General features: G+C 66.7%; 18 protein-coding genes and 1 pseudogene. 15 read left to right on the plus strand and 4 right to left on the minus strand.

Annotation, left to right across the window (positions count from 1 at the left end):
- Positions 1–63 precede the first annotated feature (63 nt).
- From cobA to cobJ, 8 genes are all read left to right on the plus strand, one after another.
- Positions 64–876 (plus strand): uroporphyrinogen-III C-methyltransferase, encoded by an 813-nt coding sequence (cobA, locus tag AArcSl_RS16115; protein WP_119821434.1) that lies wholly within the window; start codon positions 64–66, stop codon positions 874–876.
- Complete coding sequence (locus AArcSl_RS16120) at positions 873–1,541, plus strand: precorrin-2 dehydrogenase/sirohydrochlorin ferrochelatase family protein (RefSeq protein WP_217563474.1); 669 nt, start codon at positions 873–875, stop codon at positions 1,539–1,541. The genes cobA and AArcSl_RS16120 overlap by 4 nt, the downstream gene beginning before the upstream one ends.
- 68 nt (positions 1,542–1,609) lie before the next feature.
- Entirely contained in the window at positions 1,610–2,203 is a 594-nt protein-coding gene (gene cbiT, locus AArcSl_RS16125; protein ID WP_119821440.1) for a precorrin-6Y C5,15-methyltransferase (decarboxylating) subunit CbiT, read from the plus strand.
- Positions 2,200–2,925: a cobalt-factor II C(20)-methyltransferase gene (locus AArcSl_RS16130; protein ID WP_119821442.1), complete on the plus strand. Its 726-nt coding sequence runs from the start codon at positions 2,200–2,202 to the stop codon at positions 2,923–2,925. The genes cbiT and AArcSl_RS16130 overlap by 4 nt, the downstream gene beginning before the upstream one ends.
- Complete coding sequence (gene cobM, locus AArcSl_RS16135; RefSeq protein ID WP_119821444.1) at positions 2,922–3,701, plus strand: precorrin-4 C(11)-methyltransferase; 780 nt, start codon at positions 2,922–2,924, stop codon at positions 3,699–3,701. The genes AArcSl_RS16130 and cobM overlap by 4 nt, the downstream gene beginning before the upstream one ends.
- On the plus strand, positions 3,682–4,656 hold the full coding sequence (gene cbiG, locus AArcSl_RS16140; protein ID WP_119821446.1) for a cobalt-precorrin 5A hydrolase: 975 nt from the start codon (positions 3,682–3,684) through the stop codon (positions 4,654–4,656). Before cobM ends, cbiG begins: the two co-directional genes overlap by 20 nt.
- Positions 4,653–5,579 (plus strand): precorrin-3B C(17)-methyltransferase, encoded by a 927-nt coding sequence (locus AArcSl_RS16145; protein WP_119821448.1) that lies wholly within the window; start codon positions 4,653–4,655, stop codon positions 5,577–5,579. Before cbiG ends, AArcSl_RS16145 begins: the two co-directional genes overlap by 4 nt.
- Before the next feature lie 14 nt (positions 5,580–5,593).
- Complete coding sequence (gene cobJ, locus AArcSl_RS16150; protein ID WP_119821450.1) at positions 5,594–6,424, plus strand: precorrin-3B C(17)-methyltransferase; 831 nt, start codon at positions 5,594–5,596, stop codon at positions 6,422–6,424.
- Positions 6,425–6,463: 39 nt separating this feature from the next.
- Here cobJ and AArcSl_RS16155 read toward each other — a convergent pair whose 3' ends face one another.
- The 3 genes from AArcSl_RS16155 to AArcSl_RS16165 form a co-directional block, all read right to left on the minus strand.
- Positions 6,464–6,985: a M24 family metallopeptidase gene (locus tag AArcSl_RS16155; protein ID WP_119821453.1), complete on the minus strand. Its 522-nt coding sequence runs from the start codon at positions 6,983–6,985 to the stop codon at positions 6,464–6,466.
- The gene (locus AArcSl_RS16160) at positions 6,978–7,670 is read right to left on the minus strand and encodes a nucleotidyltransferase domain-containing protein (protein WP_119821455.1); all 693 of its coding nucleotides are present in this window, start codon (positions 7,668–7,670) and stop codon (positions 6,978–6,980) included. The genes AArcSl_RS16155 and AArcSl_RS16160 overlap by 8 nt, the downstream gene beginning before the upstream one ends.
- A gap of 199 nt (positions 7,671–7,869) precedes the next feature.
- Positions 7,870–10,029: an ATP-binding protein gene (locus tag AArcSl_RS16165; RefSeq protein WP_119821457.1), complete on the minus strand. Its 2,160-nt coding sequence runs from the start codon at positions 10,027–10,029 to the stop codon at positions 7,870–7,872.
- A gap of 46 nt (positions 10,030–10,075) precedes the next feature.
- On the opposite strand from AArcSl_RS16165, the gene cobN reads away from it, so the two are divergent.
- The 5 genes from cobN to AArcSl_RS16190 are packed head-to-tail and all read left to right on the plus strand — an operon-like array spanning position 10,076 to position 17,102.
- Positions 10,076–13,912: a cobaltochelatase subunit CobN gene (gene cobN / locus AArcSl_RS16170; protein ID WP_193588528.1), complete on the plus strand. Its 3,837-nt coding sequence runs from the start codon at positions 10,076–10,078 to the stop codon at positions 13,910–13,912.
- 7 nt (positions 13,913–13,919) lie between these two features.
- Positions 13,920–14,666 (plus strand): precorrin-8X methylmutase, encoded by a 747-nt coding sequence (locus tag AArcSl_RS16175; RefSeq protein ID WP_119821461.1) that lies wholly within the window; start codon positions 13,920–13,922, stop codon positions 14,664–14,666.
- A complete protein-coding gene (locus AArcSl_RS16180; RefSeq protein WP_119821463.1) occupies positions 14,663–15,472 on the plus strand; it encodes a cobalt-precorrin-7 (C(5))-methyltransferase in 810 nt (269 codons plus the stop codon). Before AArcSl_RS16175 ends, AArcSl_RS16180 begins: the two co-directional genes overlap by 4 nt.
- On the plus strand, positions 15,469–16,428 hold the full coding sequence (locus tag AArcSl_RS16185) for a sirohydrochlorin chelatase (RefSeq protein ID WP_119821465.1): 960 nt from the start codon (positions 15,469–15,471) through the stop codon (positions 16,426–16,428). Before AArcSl_RS16180 ends, AArcSl_RS16185 begins: the two co-directional genes overlap by 4 nt.
- A gap of 47 nt (positions 16,429–16,475) precedes the next feature.
- On the plus strand, positions 16,476–17,102 hold the full coding sequence (locus AArcSl_RS16190; RefSeq protein WP_119821467.1) for an IMPACT family protein: 627 nt from the start codon (positions 16,476–16,478) through the stop codon (positions 17,100–17,102).
- A 33-nt stretch (positions 17,103–17,135) separates the two neighbouring features.
- On the opposite strand, the pseudogene AArcSl_RS16195 reads toward AArcSl_RS16190, so the two are convergent.
- Positions 17,136–18,145 (minus strand): annotated as a pseudogene (locus AArcSl_RS16195) (arsenic resistance protein).
- Positions 18,146–18,414: 269 nt separating this feature from the next.
- On the opposite strand from AArcSl_RS16195, the gene AArcSl_RS16200 reads away from it, so the two are divergent.
- Positions 18,415–18,612: a hypothetical protein gene (locus tag AArcSl_RS16200; protein ID WP_119821469.1), complete on the plus strand. Its 198-nt coding sequence runs from the start codon at positions 18,415–18,417 to the stop codon at positions 18,610–18,612.
- Complete coding sequence (locus AArcSl_RS16205) at positions 18,609–18,827, plus strand: hypothetical protein (RefSeq protein WP_119821471.1); 219 nt, start codon at positions 18,609–18,611, stop codon at positions 18,825–18,827. The genes AArcSl_RS16200 and AArcSl_RS16205 overlap by 4 nt, the downstream gene beginning before the upstream one ends.
- The last annotated feature ends 60 nt before the right edge of the window (positions 18,828–18,887 follow it).

Here is an 18,887-nt window from a genome sequence, read left to right on the forward strand (position 1 = left end):
GACTCCCACGTCCCGGGAGAGAACAAATGAATTGAAGGTAGTACAAATGAGCTGTATCGACCGATGGAACACGCCACGTTCGAACCGGTCCCGGACCGGGCGCGCGCGAAGCCGGGGACGGTGTATCTGATCGGGGCCGGGCCGGGGGACCCCGACCTGCTGACGGTGCGTGCGCGGTATCTGATCGAGACTGCGGACGTGATCCTCCACGACGCGCTCGTCCGAGAGACGCTCGTCGAGTGTCTACCGAAGTCTGCGACCGTACTCGACGTCGGCAAGCGGGTCGACCACAAGACGCCCCAGGAACAGATCAACCGACTGATGGCGGCACACGCCGACGACGGCGACGCCGTGGTCCGGCTGAAGGGCGGCGACCCGTTCGTCTTCGGACGCGGTGGCGAGGAGGCGCAGTACCTCGCCACGCAGGATATCCACTTCGAGATCGTCCCCGGGATCTCCAGTGCGACCGCCGCGCCCGGGATCGCGGGGATCCCTCTCACTCACCGGGAGGTGTCCTCGCGGTTCACCGTCATCACCGGGCACGAAACCCCCGAAAAGGAAGAGAGCACACTCGAGTGGGACGCGCTCGCCCGCCACGTCGACGGCGGCGGCACGCTCGTGATTCTGATGGGCGTGCGGACGCTCGATCGGAACGTGCGGGCGCTGCGGGAGAACAGCCTCGACGGCGATACCCCGGTCGCGGTGATACAGAAGGCCAGCTGGGAGGCGCAGCACGTCGTCCGAGCGACCCTGGATTCGGTCGTCGACCGCGTCGAGGAGTCGGAGATCGGCTCGCCCGCGACGGTCGTAATTGGGGACGTTATCGGGGTGTACGACGACATCGACGGAAGCCTGCGCGAGTTCGAACCCGCGTGAGGTCCGAACAGAGGGAACACCACATGCTACCGCTGTTTCACGACTTCGAGGGCAAGACGGTGGTGATCGTCGGCGGCGGCCGCGTGGCGCTCCGGAAGGCACGGACCTACACGATCGAGGCCGACGTGACCGTCGTCGCCGACGCGTTCGCGGACGGGTTCGACGAGGTCGACTGCGAACGTCGCCGGCGGCGGCTGGAACCCGACGAGGCCGACGAACTCCTCGCGAGCGTGGAGGGGGATCTCTTCCTCGTGATCCCCGCGACGGACGACCGAACACTCAACGACGCGATCGCGAGGGCGGGACGGGAGGCAGGCGCGCTGGTGAATCGCGTCGACGAGCGCGGCGACACGGTTACGCCGGCGAGAGCCGAGTCGGGGACGCTCACCGTCGCCATCTCGACGGGGGGCGAAAGCCCCGCAGTGGCGCGACACCTCCGGCGCGAGATCGAGCCGCTCCTCGAACGGACCGAGCCGATGGGCAGGCTCCAGGCCGACCTCCGCGAGCAACTCGCCGAAGAGTCCGACCTGTCGGCGGATCAGCGCCGACAAGCACTCCGTCGTGTCATCGACGACGACGGCGTCTGGAGGGCGCTCGAGGACGGACGGTACGAGGACGCCAGGGATCGCGCGCTCGAGGTAGCCGGGATCGACCCGTCGGAATGAACAATGAAAATAGATCTTCTATACAACAAACGGAATTGTTTTTAAGCATGGTTCGAACAGTACGTGCGATGGCCGAGCTCTCGCTGCCATACGACGCGGACGCCGGTCCGACGAAGCCGGAAGTCCGCGCAGTGGCGCTTTCGAAGCTCGCGGTGGTGCCCGCGGATCACGTCGCCGAGGTCGGGGCGTGTACGGGCGCCGTGACGGTGGAACTGGCCCGCCGGGCGGCGAAAGTGACGGCGCTGGAACGGGACGCCGATCGGATCGAGGCCGCCCGGGGGAACCTGGCGGCAAACGAGTACGACGCCGACGTGACCCTGCGAGAGGCGGAAGCGCCCGCGGGACTCCCCGAGGACGCCGACGCGCTGTTCCTGGGCGGGAGTCGGAACGTCGAGACGGTGCTGGACCACGCCGTCGAGACGGGTGTCGAACGGATCGTGATGAACGTCTGCCGGATCGAAACCGCCGCGAGGGCGATCGAGGCGTTCCGATCGCGGGACCTGCTCGCAGAGACGATCCAGCTCCAGGTGAATCGGGGGTACGACCTCGCCGACGAAACCGGACTGTCGGCCGAAAACCCGGTGTTCGTGATCGTCGGCCGCGCCGGTGGACCGAACGACGACGTCACCGACAGCAAATCGGAGGGGAGTACCGAAACGTGACAGTGTACGGCATCGGACTGGGTCCCGGTGACGCCGGGCTGCTCACGCTGGAGGGGAAACGACTGCTCGAAGCAGCCGACACCGTGTACGCTTCGGGTGATCGCTCGCGGTCGGTCGCTGGCGAGCACGTGCCGGAGTCGACGATCGAGGCGCTTTCGTTCCCGATGACCGACGACGACGATCGGCTGCGCCGCGCCTGGCGAACGGCCGCCCGACGGGTCGCCGAGGCGAACCGGGACGGTGACGTCGCGGTGGTCACCCTCGGAGACCCGAACGTCTACTCCACGTTCGGCCACCTCCGCCGGACGCTGGAGGCGCTGCATCCGGACGTCGAGATCGAGGTGATCCCCGGCGTGAGTGCCGCGACCGCGTTCGCGAGCGCCCTGGGCGTCGAGATCGAAGCCGGGTCGGGGATCGCCCTCCGGGAGGCGATCGACGGGGCGGCGCCTGTCGGCCCGGACCGGCTGGTGCTGTTCAAGGTCACCGACGCGGCGGCGACCGCAGAGAAACTGGACGAGGCGGGCTACGACGTTCGGTTCGGCCGACAGCTGTTCATGGAGGATGAGACAGTGATGACGGACGATCCTGACGAGTTGACCGACGGGGAGTACTTCACGCTCGCGTACGCCGAAAAGCGCGACCTCGACAGGGAGTTCCGGACCGAAGTGTTCCGGACGGAGGAATCCCGGACCGAGGAGACCCGAACGGAGGGAGACCGATGATCGACGAGGATCGAGAGGGGATCCCGTTCGTCGGCGCCGGTCCCGGGGATCCGGAGCTTCTGACCGTCGCCGGCAGGCGGCTGCTCGAGGGGGCCGACCTGGTCGTTCACGCGGGATCGCTGGTCAACGGACAGTTGCTCGAGGAGTACTGCGAGGGCGCACGGGCCGTAAACTCCGCGGGCAAAGATCTCGAGGAGCTGATCCCGCTGATGGCCGACGCCTACGAGGCCGGCGAGACGGTCGTCAGACTCCACAGCGGCGACCCGTCGATCTACGGCGCCGCCGTCGAGCAGATGGACGCGCTCGCCGAGCGCGGGATCCCGAGCTACCTCGTGCCCGGCGTCACCGCAGCCTTCGCCGCGAGTGCGACGCTCGGCACCCAGCTCACGCTGCCGGAGGTTTCGAACCACGTCGTGATCACCCGTCCCCAGGGACGGACCCTCGATACCGAGAACGACCACATCACGGAGTTCGTCGACATGGGCGACGTGACGACCTGCGTCTATCTCGGCACCCACGCCGTCGGGGAGACGATGGATCGACTGCTCGAGGACGGCCAGGATCCCGACACCCCGGTCGCAGTCGTGTATCACGCCTCCTGGCCCGACGAGGACGTCATCACGGGCACGATCGACTCCATCGCCGACAAGGTAGCGGAGGCCGGCTACCGTGCCTCGGCGCTGGTGTTGATCGGCGAGGCCGTCACCGGATCGGGGTACGGGCGATCCCACCTCTACGGCGGGTGGGCCAACAGCGATCACGACTGGGGGGAATGACCGCGTGAGCGAACGCATCGACGACGTCGAATCAGTCGCAGTCGTCGCATTCGACCGGAGCCTCGATACCGCAGCGGAGATCGCCGACGAGCTGGGGGGAGCCGAACGCGAGGTCGACGTCCTCGAGTATCACGCCGATGTCTTCGCCGACGGCTGGGGGACGTACGACTGCTTCGTGGGCGTGATGGCGAGCGGGATCGCGATCCGAAAGGTCGCCGACTTGCTCGAGGACAAGTGGACCGATCCGGCGGTCGTCGTCGTCGACACCGGGGTGACGTGGGCGATCCCGCTGGTCGGGGGTCACCACGGCGGCAACCGGATCGCCCGCGAGCTCGCGGCACTGGGCGCGACGCCGGTGGTGACGACCGCCACGGAGACGGCCGAGGAACCGAACGCCGAGCCGGCCGTCGAGACCCGGGCCGCGGCGCTGAACGCGCGGATCGTCACCCCCGACTCGACGGTCGCGACGAACAGCGCCGCGCTCTCTGGAAAGCTGGGCCCGGTCGTCCGGATCGACGGCCCCCGGGCGGTGCTCGTCGACGACAGCGTGACCGTGCTCGAGCGGGGCGCACAGACGGCCGGTGAACGCGACGGCGTCGTGATCGGAACCGGCTGCGTCTCGGGTGCCGGCGCGGAGGCGTTTCTCGACGCCTGGCGGGACGCTCTCGACCGGACTCAATACGGTCTCGAGGATGTCGAGTTCGTCGCCACCGGAACGTTGAAGCAAGACGAGGAGGGGCTCCGCGAGGCGGCAGCCGAGTTCGGCGTCGGCGTCGTGACGTTCGACAGGGAGACCCTGCTCGAGCACGAGGGACCGACCCCCTCGAAGTCGCGGGAACTCGTCGGCTGGCCGGGGATCGCGGAGTCGTCGGCCATCGCGGGCGGTCGCGAGGGCGAACTCCTCGTCGAGAAGACTAGCTACGGCGGGGAGGTCACGGTGGCGATCGCACGATGACGGGGGACAGCCAGCAGTCGGACGGCCGGACTGACGACTACGGAACGCTGTACGTCGTCGGTATCGGCCCGGGCCTGCCCGCTCACGCGACCCGGCGAGCACGGGAGGTTATCCGGGACGCAGACTGCGTGATCGTTGCGGACCTGTACCGCCAGTTCCTCTGTGAGGACGGAATCATTCCCCCGGCGGCGCGTGAGCGCGGCTCGGCCGGCGGGAACGGAACGACGTTCGACGAGGACGTGATCGTCCGGAATGACGGGCGCGAACAGACCCTGGTACGGTCCAGCATGGGCCGCCAGCGCGAACTCGCGGAGCTGTCCTTCCGGCGCGTCCGCGACGGCGATGACGTCGTCCACGTCTCCGGCGGCGATCCGAACGTCTACGGCAAAGCAGACCTGCTGTTTTCGGCAGCAGAGCGGGCCGGCGCGGCGGACGTCCCGATCGAGGTCGTGCCGGGCGTGACGGCAGCGACCGGCGCGGCAGCGGCGCTGGGTGCACCCCTCTCGAACGATTTCTGCACCATCTCGCTGTCGGAGAAGTGGCGCCCGTGGAGCGAAATCGAACGGAAACTGCGTGCGGCCGCCGAAAGCGGGTTCGTGATCGTGCTGTACAACCCCCGGGGGAACCATCGGCGTGCGCTCGCTGTGATCCGCGAGGAACGCGACGGGGGCGTTCCCGTCGCCGTCGTCACCGACGTCGGCCGGAAGGAAGCTGGCCGTGTCGGCGAACAGCGGCGAATCGCGACGCTCGAGGAACTACTGGACGTCGACGGCGGCGACAACAACAACGACGCCGGCGACGATCCCATCGACGCGATGGCGACGACGATTGTCGTCGGAAACGCAAGGACGGAGATCCGGGAAACCGCCGACCGCCGCTACCTGTTTACCCCCCGCGGCGACCGCGAGATAGCCGACTTTTGAACGGTGAGCAACGCATGACCACAGATTCAGACGGAACCGACGGTCGGACGGCGGCACAGCGCGAGGAAACCACCCACGGCACCCTCACGGCGGTCGGGCTCGGCCCCGGCCACCCCGAGGGGATGACGGTTCGGGCGCGGGAGGCGCTGTGCGACGCCGAGCAGATCGTCGGCTACACCACCTACGTCGACCTGCTGCCCGAGGAGATCATCGAGGCGACAGAGGAGGTCTACGCCACGTCGATGGGCGGGGAGGTGTCCCGGACCGAGGAGGCAGTCGATCGGGCGATCGCTGGCCACGACGTGGCCATCGTCGGCAGCGGCGACCCGAACGTGTACGCGCTGGCGGGGCTGACCCTCGAGATCGTCGAATCGAAAGAGGTCACCCCGACCGAACTCGACTTCGAGGTCGTCCCCGGCGTCCCGGCCGCCCAGTCGTGTGCCGCCCGGCTGGGCGCGCCGCTGGTGAACGACGCCGTCACGGTCTCGCTTTCCGATCACCTCGTGCCGATGGAAGAGATCGAGTCGCGGCTGCAGGCGGTCGCGCCCGAGAAGCTGGCGATCGTCGTCTACAACCCCTGGAGCCGGCGACGGGAGGGGAACTTCGAGCGGTGCTGTGAGATCCTGCTCGAACACCGCGACCCGGAGACGCCGGTCGGGATCGTTCACGCCGCCGGCCGCGAGGACGAACGCGTCGAGATCGTCGAGCTCGGGGAGCTGGAATCGATGGGCGACAGCGACGTCCTCGACATGCGGTCGACGCTCGTGGTCGGAACCGAGGACACCTACGTCTACGACGGCCGGATGATCACCCCGCGGGGCTACGAGACGAAGTACGACTATTAGTGGAGATACCAACTTGCATTTTCGAGGTCATCACGGTTATCAATAGGCAGAGAGTCTGTCACAGACGCAGACTCCGTCCTCAAGGATCTGCTTAGTCGCGTGTATATGAATCGCACGTGCCAAGTCACGCATAGCGTCGGCCTGCTCATGTGTGGGACGATTACCGCCGTAGTAGCTGTCCGTTCGGTTGTTGTCGTAGAGTTGACGGAGTCGTTTTGAGGTATGTCGGGATACTAATCCAAGGTCAGCAGCTCGTGTATAGCACTTGGTGTGGTCGTGAAAGTCCCGCAGAGTGTCCCCTCCTTCGGCAAGTGCGTATGCTTCAAGCGACCGTTCGATCGCACCGAAGCATAGTTCGATGATCGCGGTATCATACCCGTCGATAACGGGTTTTTCGGCAAGGTCAAGGAGCTTGCAGCCCTTCGTTAGTTGAGCTGTCCAGTCTTCGTCGGAATTGATCGATTCTTCGGGCGTTGGCATGCCATGCCCCTCGCCATTGAACGCGTCAATCGCTGCATCCAATGCTTCCGTGATGTCGTTCGGATCAGAACAGTTACTCATCGGATGTCCCCTTAAGAATCATTTCACGGAGTTCAGAGAATTCGTCCGTCTCGTAAACCACGATCCCTTCGCTAAGGATCCGTCGAATGTCGGAGATGTGGCTTGGAACCGCCTGAAAACTCTCGACATCGATCTCGAACTCGAACCGCTCGTCGTCGAATACCGTTTCTTCTAGCTCCTGTCTGACCCGATTCGCGTTCCGTTGGTTCTCCATACGATCCTTTCTGACGGCTACCCAGAGGTCGATATCACTTCGGCGGTCCGCTTCACCACGAGCAACGCTGCCGTACACGACGACTCCGAGCACCTCATCAAGCTGCTCCCTGATGGAACTAACTGCCGCTCGAACGGGTGGACGGAACTTTGGCTGCGGAATCTGAAAAAACGGGTCGTGTGGAACGGAGAGGCGTCCCGTATTGATCTGTACGAGCTTCTTCTGTGCCTCCCGCTCAACTGTGACGAGCTGATTGGCAGAGAGCACATCCACGACTTTCGAAATAGTCGGTCGTGAGTAATCCAAGACTCTACCAAGTTCGACGTAGGAAAACTGGCCCTCCGGATTTCTACTTAAAAACGAGAGGAGGTCACCCATTGCCTGGCTGCGAAACAATCGATCGTCTTGGACCGGCAAATCGAGTGATATCGTCGTCGGATGTTCCTTCTGACTGTTCGAGTTCGATTCCATAGTAAATTTTCCCTTTCGCATCATACTTATAGTTTATATTTAAATTTGGCTCAACTTATGCCAACCAAACAGGCAATCTGACATTCTCGAAGCCTTCTTCCCCAAGAAGTCGTTCGAAAATGGAAGGTTCTCGTAATGACGAGGGGACTTGCTCTCTCGGACAACGTGATCCCAGACGAGTCACGAGAGAGTAATGTGACTAGCGATCCCGGTGAGCTGAGTCTGCAGCGTCGGTGACGCGCTCGGCCGAAAGCTCCGAGAGGGGAATCCGCCGGCCGTCGGTTTCGGTCTCGATCAGGTCGATCAGGCCCGTCCCCCGACCGGATCCCGAACCCCCTTCTTCGCTGGCGTCGACGACCAGCGTGTCGGCCTCGGCGGCGGCGAGTCCCCGTGCGGCCTCCCGGGTCCGGGCGGTCGGGCTGCCGTCCGCGACGTTCGCCCGGCCGTCGGTGACGACGACGACCAGGCCCGCCTCGGCGTCCGACCGATCCAACAGCCGCCGGGCAGCATCCAGGCCCGATGGCAGTGGTGTCCGGTCGCCCGTCGGCAGCTCTTTTAGGTGCCTGGCCGCGAGGGTGACGCTGTCGGTCGGCGGCAGGAGGACCTCGCTCTCCTCGCCCGCGACGGCCACGAACGCCACCTCGTCGCGGTGCTCGTAGGCGTCCTGCAGCATCGACAGCACCACCCCCTTGGCGTCGCGCATCGCAGCCCGCATCGAGGCGCTGGCGTCGACGACGAACACCACGAGTGTCCCGGCGGTTCCGCTCCGCACGGACGTTTTCAGGTCCCGCTCGGTCGGGGTGGTTCGACCCTCCGCGGCGGCGGCCCGAATCGACGCGGCGGCGTCGACTGTGTCCTCATCGCCGGCGGGTTCTGTCCGCACTCGTGCCCCCCTGGCGTCGGTCGACTCCGACACCCGGACACGGGTGCCGTCCCGGACGCGGGTGGTCTCGGCGTTCGGCTCGACCGCGTCCGGGCTGTCGGCCTCGCCGACCGCCGCCCGGGCCTCGCCGGGAACGATCGGCGTCGACTCCTCGGTTTCGTCCGGTTCGCTGCCGTCCTTCTCGCCGTCCCCGTCGTCGCTTCCGTCCCCGCCGTCCCCGTCGTCGCTTCCGTCCCCGTCGTCGCTTCCGTCCCCGTCGTCGGTCCCTTCTCCGTCGTCGCCGCTCTCTGTGTCCCGATCACCGGTCGAAGCGCCCTCCGCGGAGGCCTCGCCGATGTCGTGAGGCGAAGCCTCACCGTCGGACGGATCGTCGCCCCTCTCGTCGCTTTCGTCCGGCCCTTCGCCGTCCCCCGGTTCGTTTTCCTCGCTGCCATCCCCGTCCCTTTTTTCGTTGCCTTCCTCTCGGTCGTCCCCGCCGAAGTGGTCCTCGAGTACGTCGTCGACGTCGGGGTCGTCCTCGAACGGGCGGCTCTGGAGTCGGTGGGGAAGCGCGAGGCGTGCGGCCTCCCGGACGTCGGACTCGATCACTTTCCCCCGACCGTCGAGGGCGGCGAACGTCCGGGCGGTGTGGGCGATCGCGATGTCCCCCCGGTGGCCGTCGACACCGGCGTCGCGGCACAGCTGTGCGATCTCGCGTTTGAACTCGGCCGGTAGCGACACGTCCCCGAGACGGTCGCGCGCCGCCACCAGCCGGGCGCGCTCGTCCTCGATTGCGCCGACGTACCGGTCGCCGAACGCCTCCCCTTCGGCCTCCCGAGTCAGCGCCCGGTCGATGATATCCATCCGGTCGTCGACGTCGCGACAGCCCGTCACCGTCGCCTGGAGCGCGAACCGATCCCGGAGCTGCGGTCGGAGGCTTCCCTCCTCGGGGTTCATCGTCCCCACCAGCGTGAAGTCGGCGGGGTGAGAGAGGCTGACCCCGTCGCGCTCGACCCTGTTGACGCCGCTCTCGGCGGCGTCCAAAAGCACGTCGACCAGGTGATCGTCGAGCAGGTTCACCTCGTCGACGTACAGCACACCCCGGTTGGCCCGCGCGAGCAGCCCGGGATCGAACTCCGCCTCCCCTTCCAGGGCGTCTGCCACCGACAGCGTCCCGACCACACGCTCGCGCGTCGCCCCCAGTGGAAGCGTCACCAGGGGAACGGACCTGGTCTCGACGGGCGGGTCCTCGCGTGCCCGACACGACTCACACTGGCCGTCGGGATCGTCGGGCGGGCAGCCGTACGGACAGTCCGCGACGGCGCGCTGCTCCGGCAACAGGTCCACCAGGCCGCGGACCGCCGTGGATTTGGCTGTCCCTTTCTCGCCGCGCACGAGCAACCCGTCCAGCGCATCGTTTGCCGCGACGGCCAGCAACGCTCGCTTCAACTCCTCTTGCCCGACGATCGCTGGGAACGGCGTTCGGTGGTTCGCCATGTGGATATGAAATCTTATTTGTAGTACCTAAATAATGCTTTACTAAATCGTGGCGACGATCGGGCTGTACACGGCGACCGAAAACGAGTTGGGCGCGATCGGCGAGGCGGCAGACCGACTCGCGAGGGATCCCGGGGAGTCGATCCGGCTGGAAGTTCGATCGAAGGATGATCTCGGCGACGAGACCGACGTCGCGGCCTTCCTCGATCGGCTCGAGGCGGTCGATGTCGCCGTGTTGTGGCTCCACGGCGGGCCAGAGAGCATGCCCGGGTACGACCGCACGGTCGAACGGCTGATCCACGCGGGCGTACCGCTGATCACGATGTCGACGGGCGACGGCCCCGACGTCCGGGACTCCACGGTCGTCGAGGGCGACCGCGAGCGGGTCGCCGCGTATCTCGAACGCGGGGGCGTCGTCAACGTCGAAAACTGCTGTCGGTACCTCGCGAGCGAGTACGGCGACTACGACGGCGGCTACGACGACCCCGTCGAGCTCCCGACGGAGGGGGTCTACCACCCCGACCACCCCGGAATCGGCTACGAGGGACTCTGCAAGCTGCACGATCCGGGAAAGCCCACGATCGGGATCTGGTTCTACGAATCCCACTGGACGCACGCGAACACGCGGTTCGTGGACGCACTCGTCCGGCGGCTGGAGTCACTCGGCGCGAACGCCTTGCCAGTCTTCTGTGTCCCGGTCGCAGGCGGGGGCGGCAAGAGCGCGGACCGCAAGGATGCCGAGTGGGTCGCGCGAAACTGGTTCGCCGACGGCGACGATCTCGATCCCGTCGTCGACGCCGTTATAAGTTCGTTCGTGTTTTCGCTTTCGATGAACGAGCGCGGGCGGGAGGCAAGCGACCCGGACGCCGACGGCGGTTCTCGGGTCGAGGAGCTGTTCCTGCGCGAGCTCGGCGTTCCCGTCCTGCAGGCGATGACGACCAAACGCTCCCGCGAGGAGTACGCGAACGCCGACGCGGGCGTGCTGGGGTTCGAGCTCGCGCTGTCGGTGGCGCTCCCGGAGTTCGACGGCCCCGTGATCACCCACCCGATAAGCGGCAACGAGCCGGTCGACGTCGAGGCGAAGATCGGCACCGCGCCGAAGCGCCACCTCCCGATCGAGGATCGGATCGATCACCTGTCCCGCCTGGCGATCAACTGGGCGCGGCTCCGGCACCTCCCGAACCGGGAGAAACGGGTCGCGATCGTCCTGCACAACTACCCGCCAAGCGACGACGGCATCGGCACCGCCTTCGGGCTCGACACACCCGAAAGCGTCGTCAACCTGCTCGAAGCGCTGGACCGTCGCGGGTACGCACTCGGGGAGATCCCCGACGACGGCGCGGCGGTGATCGACCGCCTCACCGCCCAACTCACCCTCGACGGCCGATGGGTCGACCCCGAGAACGTGCGCGAGGCCAGCGTCGACGTCGTCGCCCCCGAACAGTACGCCGACTGGTTCGACGCGCTCGACGACCGCCTGCGGGCGAACGTCCGGGAGGAATGGGGCGACCGGCCGGACCGACCGATCGCGATTCCCGGCTGCGAGTACGGCAACGCCCTGGTTACGGTCCAGCCCCCACGGGGGTTCGGGATGGACCCCTCGAAGGTGTACCACGATTCGGACCTGCATCCCCCCCACGAGTACGTCGCCTTCTATCGGTGGCTCCGCGAGGAGTATCGGGCGGACGCCGTCGTCCACCTGGGAACCCACGGCAGCCTGGAGTGGCTCCCCGGCAAGACGGTGGGGCTCGACGGCGCGAGCGCCCCCGACGGGCTGGTCGACGATCTGCCGAACGTCTACCCGTACGTGATCAACAATCCGGGGGAGGGGACACAGGCGAAACGCCGTTCGTACGCCGCGATCGTCGACCACCTCACGCCGCCGATGCGGGACGCCGGCACCTACGACGAACTCGCCGAACTGGAGGAACTGGCCCGCGGATACCGGGAGGCCGGCGCCGATCGCGAGAGCCGTCTCGAAGGTCCCATCCGCGAACGCGTTACGGAGCTGGATCTGGCGGTCGAACTCGGGTTCGGACACGGACGCGCCGAACACGAAGCCGACGGGGATCCGGTCGAGGAGATCCCGATCGACGACCTCGTCGAGTCGATCCACGAGTACCTCACCGACGTGAAGACGACGGGGATCAGGATGGGGCTGCACACGCTCGGGGAGCCGCCGGCGGGCGAGCGGCTCGTGGAGTACCTGGTCGCGCTTACCCGGTTGGAGAACCCCGGTGCGCCCAGTCTGCACCGGAGCGTCGCGGACGCGCTCGGGCTGGACTACGACCGGTTGCGCGAGTCGCCGGGCGCGTACGACGAGGACCTGAAAGCATACCACTCGGAGGCGATCGACCTCGTCGGCGAGGTCGCGGTCGAACTGGTCGCGTCGCTGGCCCAAAACGGGTTCGACACCGACCTCGAAACCGAATTCGACGCCGACCTCGAAACCGAATTCGACGCCGACCTCGACCTGAACCCGCTGGAACACGACAACCTTCGGACGGCCCTGGAGTACGTCTGCGAGGAGGCCGCCCCCCGGGTTCGGGGTGCGACCGCGGAGGTTCCCCGGGTGGCCGACGCCCTGGAGGGTGGGTACGTCCCGCCGGGCGGCAGCGGCGCGCCCACCCGCGGGGGGGTCGACCTGCTCCCGACCGGGCGGAACTTCTACACGCTTGACCCCCGGAAGGTGCCCGCCAGGTCGGCCTGGGAGGTCGGCCGGGAGGTCACAGAGGGTGTACTCGAGCGCCACCACGAGGAACACGGCGAGTACCCCGAGGAGATCGGCGTCGTGGCGTGGGGGACGCCGACCGTCCGGACCCGGGGGGAGACGATCGCGCAGGTCCTTGCCGCCATGGGCGTCAGGCCGGTCTGGACCGACGCCGGCCGGATCGAGGGCGTCGAGCCGATCCCGATTTCGGAACTCCGCCGCCCTCGTGTGGACGTGACGACGCGCGTCTCCGGGCTGTTCCGTGACGCGTTCCCGGCGGCGGCGAGCGTGATCCACGAGGCGATCGAAACCGTCGTCGGTCTCGAGGAGCCCCACGAACACAACTACGTGAAAAAACACGTCGAGGAGGACGCCGCATCGTTCGAGCGCGAGGGGCTCGACCGGGCCGAGGCCCGAGAAGCGGCCACCCGGCGGGTGTTCACGACCACACCCGGCGGCTACGGGGCCGGCACCAACAAGGTCCTCGACGAGGGCGAGTGGGACGATCGGTCGGATCTCGCGGGAGCGTTCCTCCAGTGGGGCGGCTACGCGCTCGACGAGCACGGCGAGGTCGAGCCGGCCCACGACGCGTTCGAGCGTCGCCTCGGCCGGGTCGACGCGACCGTGAAGCTCGAAGACACCGACGAGCAAGACGAGTTCGACTCCTCGGACTGGTACGCCTTCCACGGGGGGCTGGTCGCCGCAGTCGGGGAGGTGTCGGGGAGCGATCCCGCCTCTTACGTCGGCGACTCCAGCGATCCCGGAGACGTGCAGGTGTACACCAACGAGGAGAAGGTGCGCAAGTCGATGCGGACCCGGGTGCTCAACCCCGACTGGCTCGACAGCATGGAGGAACACGGGTACAAGGGCGCCGGCGACCTCTCGACGACGGTCGAGGTCACCCTCGGATGGGACGCGACAGCCGGCGTCGTGGGCGACACGCTCTGGGAGGAGGTCGCCGACGCGTACGCCTTCGACGAGGATCGACGGGAGTGGATGCGGGAGGTCAACCCCTGGGCGCTGGAGTCGATCACGGCGACTCTCCTCGAGGCGATCGACCGCGACCTGTGGGACGCCGACAGGGAGACACGAGACCGGCTCCGGGACATCAACCTCTCGGTGGAGGGTGACCTGGAGGCGAGAGCGACCGACGCGGAATCACCGAGACACTGAAGGATCCATGACTTCACAACACAGCGACGAAGAGTACGCGGATTTGGGCGCAACGACACAGGAGGCGATGGAGATCGCCCAGACCAGCCTCGACATCGTCGGGCAGTTCGTTCCCGACGAGACGCTCGCAGACCGGTTCCGCCGGAAGTCGGTCCACTCCTCGGGCGACATCGAGTTCCAGCACCTGCTGCGGTTCGGGAACGACCCCGCCGTCGCCGGGGCGCGGGCGGTCCTCGACGGGAGGCCGATCGTGACCGACATCTCGATGGCCGCCGCCGGGATCACCGAGCGCGGCCACGACTGCACGATCCGGACGACGATCGGCAACGGCGACGAGCTGGCCGAGGAAACCGGGATGACCCGGTCGGCGGCGGCGACGCTGGAGCTGGACCGCGAGGGGGTCTACGACGGGGCGATCGTGACGATCGGCAACGCCCCGACTGCGGCGCTGACGCTGGCGGACTGCATCGAGGACGGCACCCGCCCGGCGGTCGTGGTCGCGACGCCGGTGGGCTTCGTGAAGGCGCCCGAGAGCCGCGAGCGGATCCGGGAGGTCGGAACGGAGTACGGCGTGCCGACGATCACGAACGTCGGCCGGCGCGGCGGCAGCGGACTCGCTGCGGCGCTGACCAACGAGCTGATCCACGTCGCACGCGACGCCCGGGAGGGGGAAGTCGATCTGGATGCGGCGGGAACTTTTGAAGGTAGCGACGATAGCTCCGGCGACGACGCCGACGGGAGGAAAGACCAGTGAGCGACGAGTACGACCTCGACTCCGGCCCCGACCCGGCGACGCTGGCGGCGGCCGCGCCGGAGTCGGAGCCCGGAGCTCACTCCGAAACACCAGTGTACGCGGTCGGGATCGGCCCCGGAAATCCGGAGTATCTCACCCGGCGGGGAGCCCGGGCGATCCGGGAGGCCGACGTAGTCGTCGGGTTTCAGGCGGTCGTCGACTTCGTCGCCGACGAGACCGACGCCGACCTGCTCACCTGCGGGTACGCCGACGAGGCGGAGGCGCTCGCGGCGTTCGCCGACCGGGTCGCCGGCGGCGAGCAGGGAACAGCGGTGTTGATGGGCGACCCGAACCACTCGGGGTATCAGTTCCTCGGGAAGGTCGAGCGGGCGGTCGCCGAAGGGGGCGTGGACGCCCCGGTTCGGGTGATTCCGGGAATCTCCGCGATCCAACTGGCCGCCAGTCGGGGCCGAACTCCCATGGAGGACTCCCGGTTCGTCACGCTCCACAAGAGCGGCCCCATCGACGCGGAACTCGAGACGCTCGCCGAAAACGCCGGCGACCGACACCTGCTCGTGTTGCCCCGACCGTTCGACTGGATGCCCGGCGACGTGGCCGCGTTCCTGCTCGACCGGGGCGCGTCGGCGGAGCTTTCGGCGCTGGTGTTCGAACACCTGACCCACGAAGAGGAGCAACACACCCGAACGACGCTCGGGGGACTGGCCGAGCACGCGGGCGGCGACGACAAGGAATCGACGCCGTTTTCGGATCTCTCGGTGCTGGTCGTCCGGGCGGCTGTCGAGTCGAACGGAGGTGACGGGACGTGACCGACGAAGCCACCCTGCTGGTCGGCCACGGCTCGACGCGGGAGCGATCCAACGAGCAGGTCGAGGCGGTCGCAGAGCTGTTGGACGACCGGATCGACTCCCCCGTCGAAACTGGCTTCATCGAACTCACCGAGCCGCTGTTGCCCGACGCGCTCGACGACCTCGCGTCCCGGGTCCAGGAACTCACCGTCGTCCCCCTCGCACTGTTCGCCGCGGGACACGTGAAAAACGACATCCCGCTCGCGATCCAGCAGGCCCGGCGAGCGCACGAGGACGTCGAGATCAACGGCGGCGCGCCGATCGGCGTGTCGCCGACGATGGTCGACCTGCTCGACGACCGCATCGCCGCAGCCGAGGACGACCTGGGAATCGACCGCGAGACCGACGACGTCGCCGTCGCCTTCTGTGCCCGAGGATCCAGCGATCCAGACGCGAACGCCGACGCCTGCAAGCTCGCGCGCCTGCTGTACGAAGGACGTTCGTTCACCCGTGTGGAGACCACCTTCATCGGCATCACCGAACCGCTGCTCGACGATACCCTCGAGGCGATCGCACTCCACGACCCCGACGCCGTCGTCGTCGTGCCGTACATGCTCGGCGACGGGGTGTTGACACGGCGGATCGCCGACTGGACCGCCGAGTTCGCCGAAGATCGGGATCTCGTGGCCGAGACGACCGACGTGATCGGTACCGACCCCCGGCTGATCGACGTCCTCGAGCAGCGATTCGAGGAGGCCCGCCGGGAGGAAGTCACCATGTCGTGTGACACCTGCAAGTACAAGGTGTCCCTGTCGGGTTACGAGGAGGAGGTCGGCGGCGAGAAGGCCCTCGAGGAGGCGATCGCCCACCAGCACGCACACGCCCACGGTGGGGACGGGCACGATCACGGACACGACCACGATCACGACCACGACCACGACCACGATCACGACCACGACCACGATCACGATCACTGAACAGGGAGAGCCGCAGCCTTTTATTCGCCTCCCGGCAACCACCGCACGTGACGGACAGTTACCGGACGGTCACCGGCGAGGCGAGCGCAACCTTCGAGATCAAAGGATCGGAGTTCGTCGGATACGTGTCGCCAGCGAACTCCGTTTCGGAGGCGGAGGCGTTCGTCGAACGGATCGAGCGCAGGCACGACGACGCGACCCACAACGTTCCGGCCTACCGGGTACCGGCGGGTGAGGCGTCGGCGGATCGCCCCGGAAAGGTGATGTTGCGGGAGTACTCCAGCGACGACGGCGAGCCGACGGGATCGGCCGGTAAACCCGCGTTGAACGTGCTCCAGCAGCAGGAGATCCGGAACGTCGTCGCGGTGGTGACCCGCTACTACGGCGGCACGAACCTCGGGGTGGGCGGGCTCGCCCGGGCGTACTCCCGCGGGGTGAAGGAGGCGGTCGCGGAAGCCGGCGTTGTCGAGGAGCGTCCGCACCGGATGCTGTCGATCGCGACCGACTACGACGACTCGGGGACCGTCCGCGGCATCCTCGAATCCGCCGACGTGGAATTCGAGGCCGACTACGACGAACGCGTCTCCTTTTCGGTCCGGGTTCCAGTCGAAACCGTCGCGGAACTCGAGGAGCGCCTCAACGACGCCACCAGCGGACGCGTAGACATCGAGTAGTCCGGCCAGTTCGAGGGCGAGGGGCGCGGCCGATCACGCCCGAACGCGGGACGCTACCAGTTCACGCACCGTCAATCCCTGCTCGACGACGTCCCGACGGTACTGCATATACACCGCGCCGAGCGGCGGCTGGATGACGTATGCCAGCGCGATCGGCAGCACCGCCGACGCCGGCGGGAATCCGGGCGCGGCGGCGATCGCGATCGCGATCGAGAGGTTGCGCATGCTGGTGGCATACACCAGTGCGACCTCGCCGGGGCCGTCCATCAGGAACCGACCGACTGCGGAGCCGGCTCCCAGAACGATCGCGTAAAACAGCACCAGCGGGACGACCACCAGCGCCGAGGCGACCGGGTCCGCGAGGATTTCCGTCGATCGCATCGCCATTGCGATGAAGACGATCAACATGACCCCGAACGAACTGATCCCCCGAAGGTGGGCTTGAGCCGCTTGAACCCCTCCTGCCCGTATCGTCGGAGGAGATACCGCCGCGTCAGGTTTCCTGCCACCATCGGGATGACGACAATCAATGCGAGTTGACGGTACAGCGCAGCGGGATCGAATCCGACTCCCTGTTCCAGGAGAACCGACAGGTACAGCGGTAGGATGACGACCGCTGCGAGGAGGTTGACCGCCATCGCAACAAGCGCCCCCTCCAGGTCGCCGCCCGCCAGTCCGGTCCAGGCGGCAGTCATCCCGGAGGTAGGAATCAGTGCGATGAAGTACAGCCCCACGGCGTACTCGGGTGTCCCCTGGAAGAAAAGCTGAGCGAGCCCGACGGCAACGAGCGGGGCGAGGCCGAAGTTCAAAAGTAGGCTCGCGAGGACGACGCGGGCGTGGAGCCGGACGTTGAGCACCTCCTGCAGATCGATGTTGATCATCATCGGGTAGATCATCAGGAACAACACCGGAAGCACCGCCGACTGCAGTGCCGTCTTCGTTCCGGGGCCGATCACCTGTCCGACGACGAGACCCAGAAACAGCGACACGACGACGACCGACACCAGGTTGGCCTTGATCGTTCGGAACAGTTCCCCGATCATCGCCGCTCCCCTCGCGGTGATGTCCGTTTCGCCATACACCAGTATTGTGCAGTATACTCAAAAGCATTCCGAGAAAGAATGGAGAGAAGATGAACGTTGCAGCTACACCGAATCATCTCCGTTATGGTGGATTAAAGGGACAATATTAGTGTGTAAAATTCCCAATATAGTCCAAATCTACAGTGCGTTCTTGACAAGCACGGCGAGGAAAAACAGTTCCGAAACCTCCGCGAAACGCATTTCAATTTCGATCGCCTCAACTGTTCTCGATGGGGCTAGACGTGATAACGTATGTCTTGATCGGGCTCTGTGGCATCCCGTTCGTGTTCGTCGGGGGATTCTTCCTCGGGAAACTACACGTCAAGCGACTGGCGCACCACGGCGGAGAGTCCCGGTATCCGAAGCGGGTCGAGCGGGTGGTGAAAAAGTACCGGCGGGAACACGGCATCGAGGTCGAAAAGCCGTGATCGAGATCGCCACCGCCGTCGCGATCGTGCTGCCGGTGTACCTGGTGACTCTCCTGTTCGGCTACTGGGTCGCGCTCGGACACGTCGACAGACTTCTCGACATCGAGGAAGGGGAAGCGACGCCGGAGCTACTCCCTGGACTCCACGAGTCCGGCGGGAGGGCGCTCTCCGCCGAGGACATCGATCAGATGGACGACTGGGACCGGTGGAAGTGACCGCAGGTCCGAGTATCGTGATCCACATGAAGTCATTATGCTGACTGCAAGCTCTGTGTC

Source organism: Halalkaliarchaeum desulfuricum (assembly GCF_002952775.1).
GTDB classification, from domain to species: Archaea; Halobacteriota; Halobacteria; order Halobacteriales; family Haloferacaceae; genus Halalkaliarchaeum; species Halalkaliarchaeum desulfuricum.

Excerpts from the sequence above, each read along its gene's own strand:
- cbiT (WP_119821440.1), top strand. The coding sequence starts at position 1,610 with ATGGCCGAGCTCTCGCTGCCATACGACGCGGACGCCGGTCCGACGAAG.
- AArcSl_RS16175 (WP_119821461.1), top strand. The coding sequence starts at position 13,920 with ATGACTTCACAACACAGCGACGAAGAGTACGCGGATTTGGGCGCAACG.
- AArcSl_RS16155 (WP_119821453.1), bottom strand. The coding sequence starts at position 6,985 with ATGAGTAACTGTTCTGATCCGAACGACATCACGGAAGCATTGGATGCA.
- AArcSl_RS16145 (WP_119821448.1), top strand. The coding sequence starts at position 4,653 with ATGACGGGGGACAGCCAGCAGTCGGACGGCCGGACTGACGACTACGGA.
- AArcSl_RS16160 (WP_119821455.1), bottom strand. The coding sequence starts at position 7,670 with ATGGAATCGAACTCGAACAGTCAGAAGGAACATCCGACGACGATATCA.
- cobJ (WP_119821450.1), top strand. The coding sequence starts at position 5,594 with ATGACCACAGATTCAGACGGAACCGACGGTCGGACGGCGGCACAGCGC.
- cobA (WP_119821434.1), top strand. The coding sequence starts at position 64 with ATGGAACACGCCACGTTCGAACCGGTCCCGGACCGGGCGCGCGCGAAG.
- AArcSl_RS16200 (WP_119821469.1), top strand. The coding sequence starts at position 18,415 with ATGGGGCTAGACGTGATAACGTATGTCTTGATCGGGCTCTGTGGCATC.
- AArcSl_RS16165 (WP_119821457.1), bottom strand. The coding sequence starts at position 10,029 with ATGGCGAACCACCGAACGCCGTTCCCAGCGATCGTCGGGCAAGAGGAG.
- cobM (WP_119821444.1), top strand. The coding sequence starts at position 2,922 with ATGATCGACGAGGATCGAGAGGGGATCCCGTTCGTCGGCGCCGGTCCC.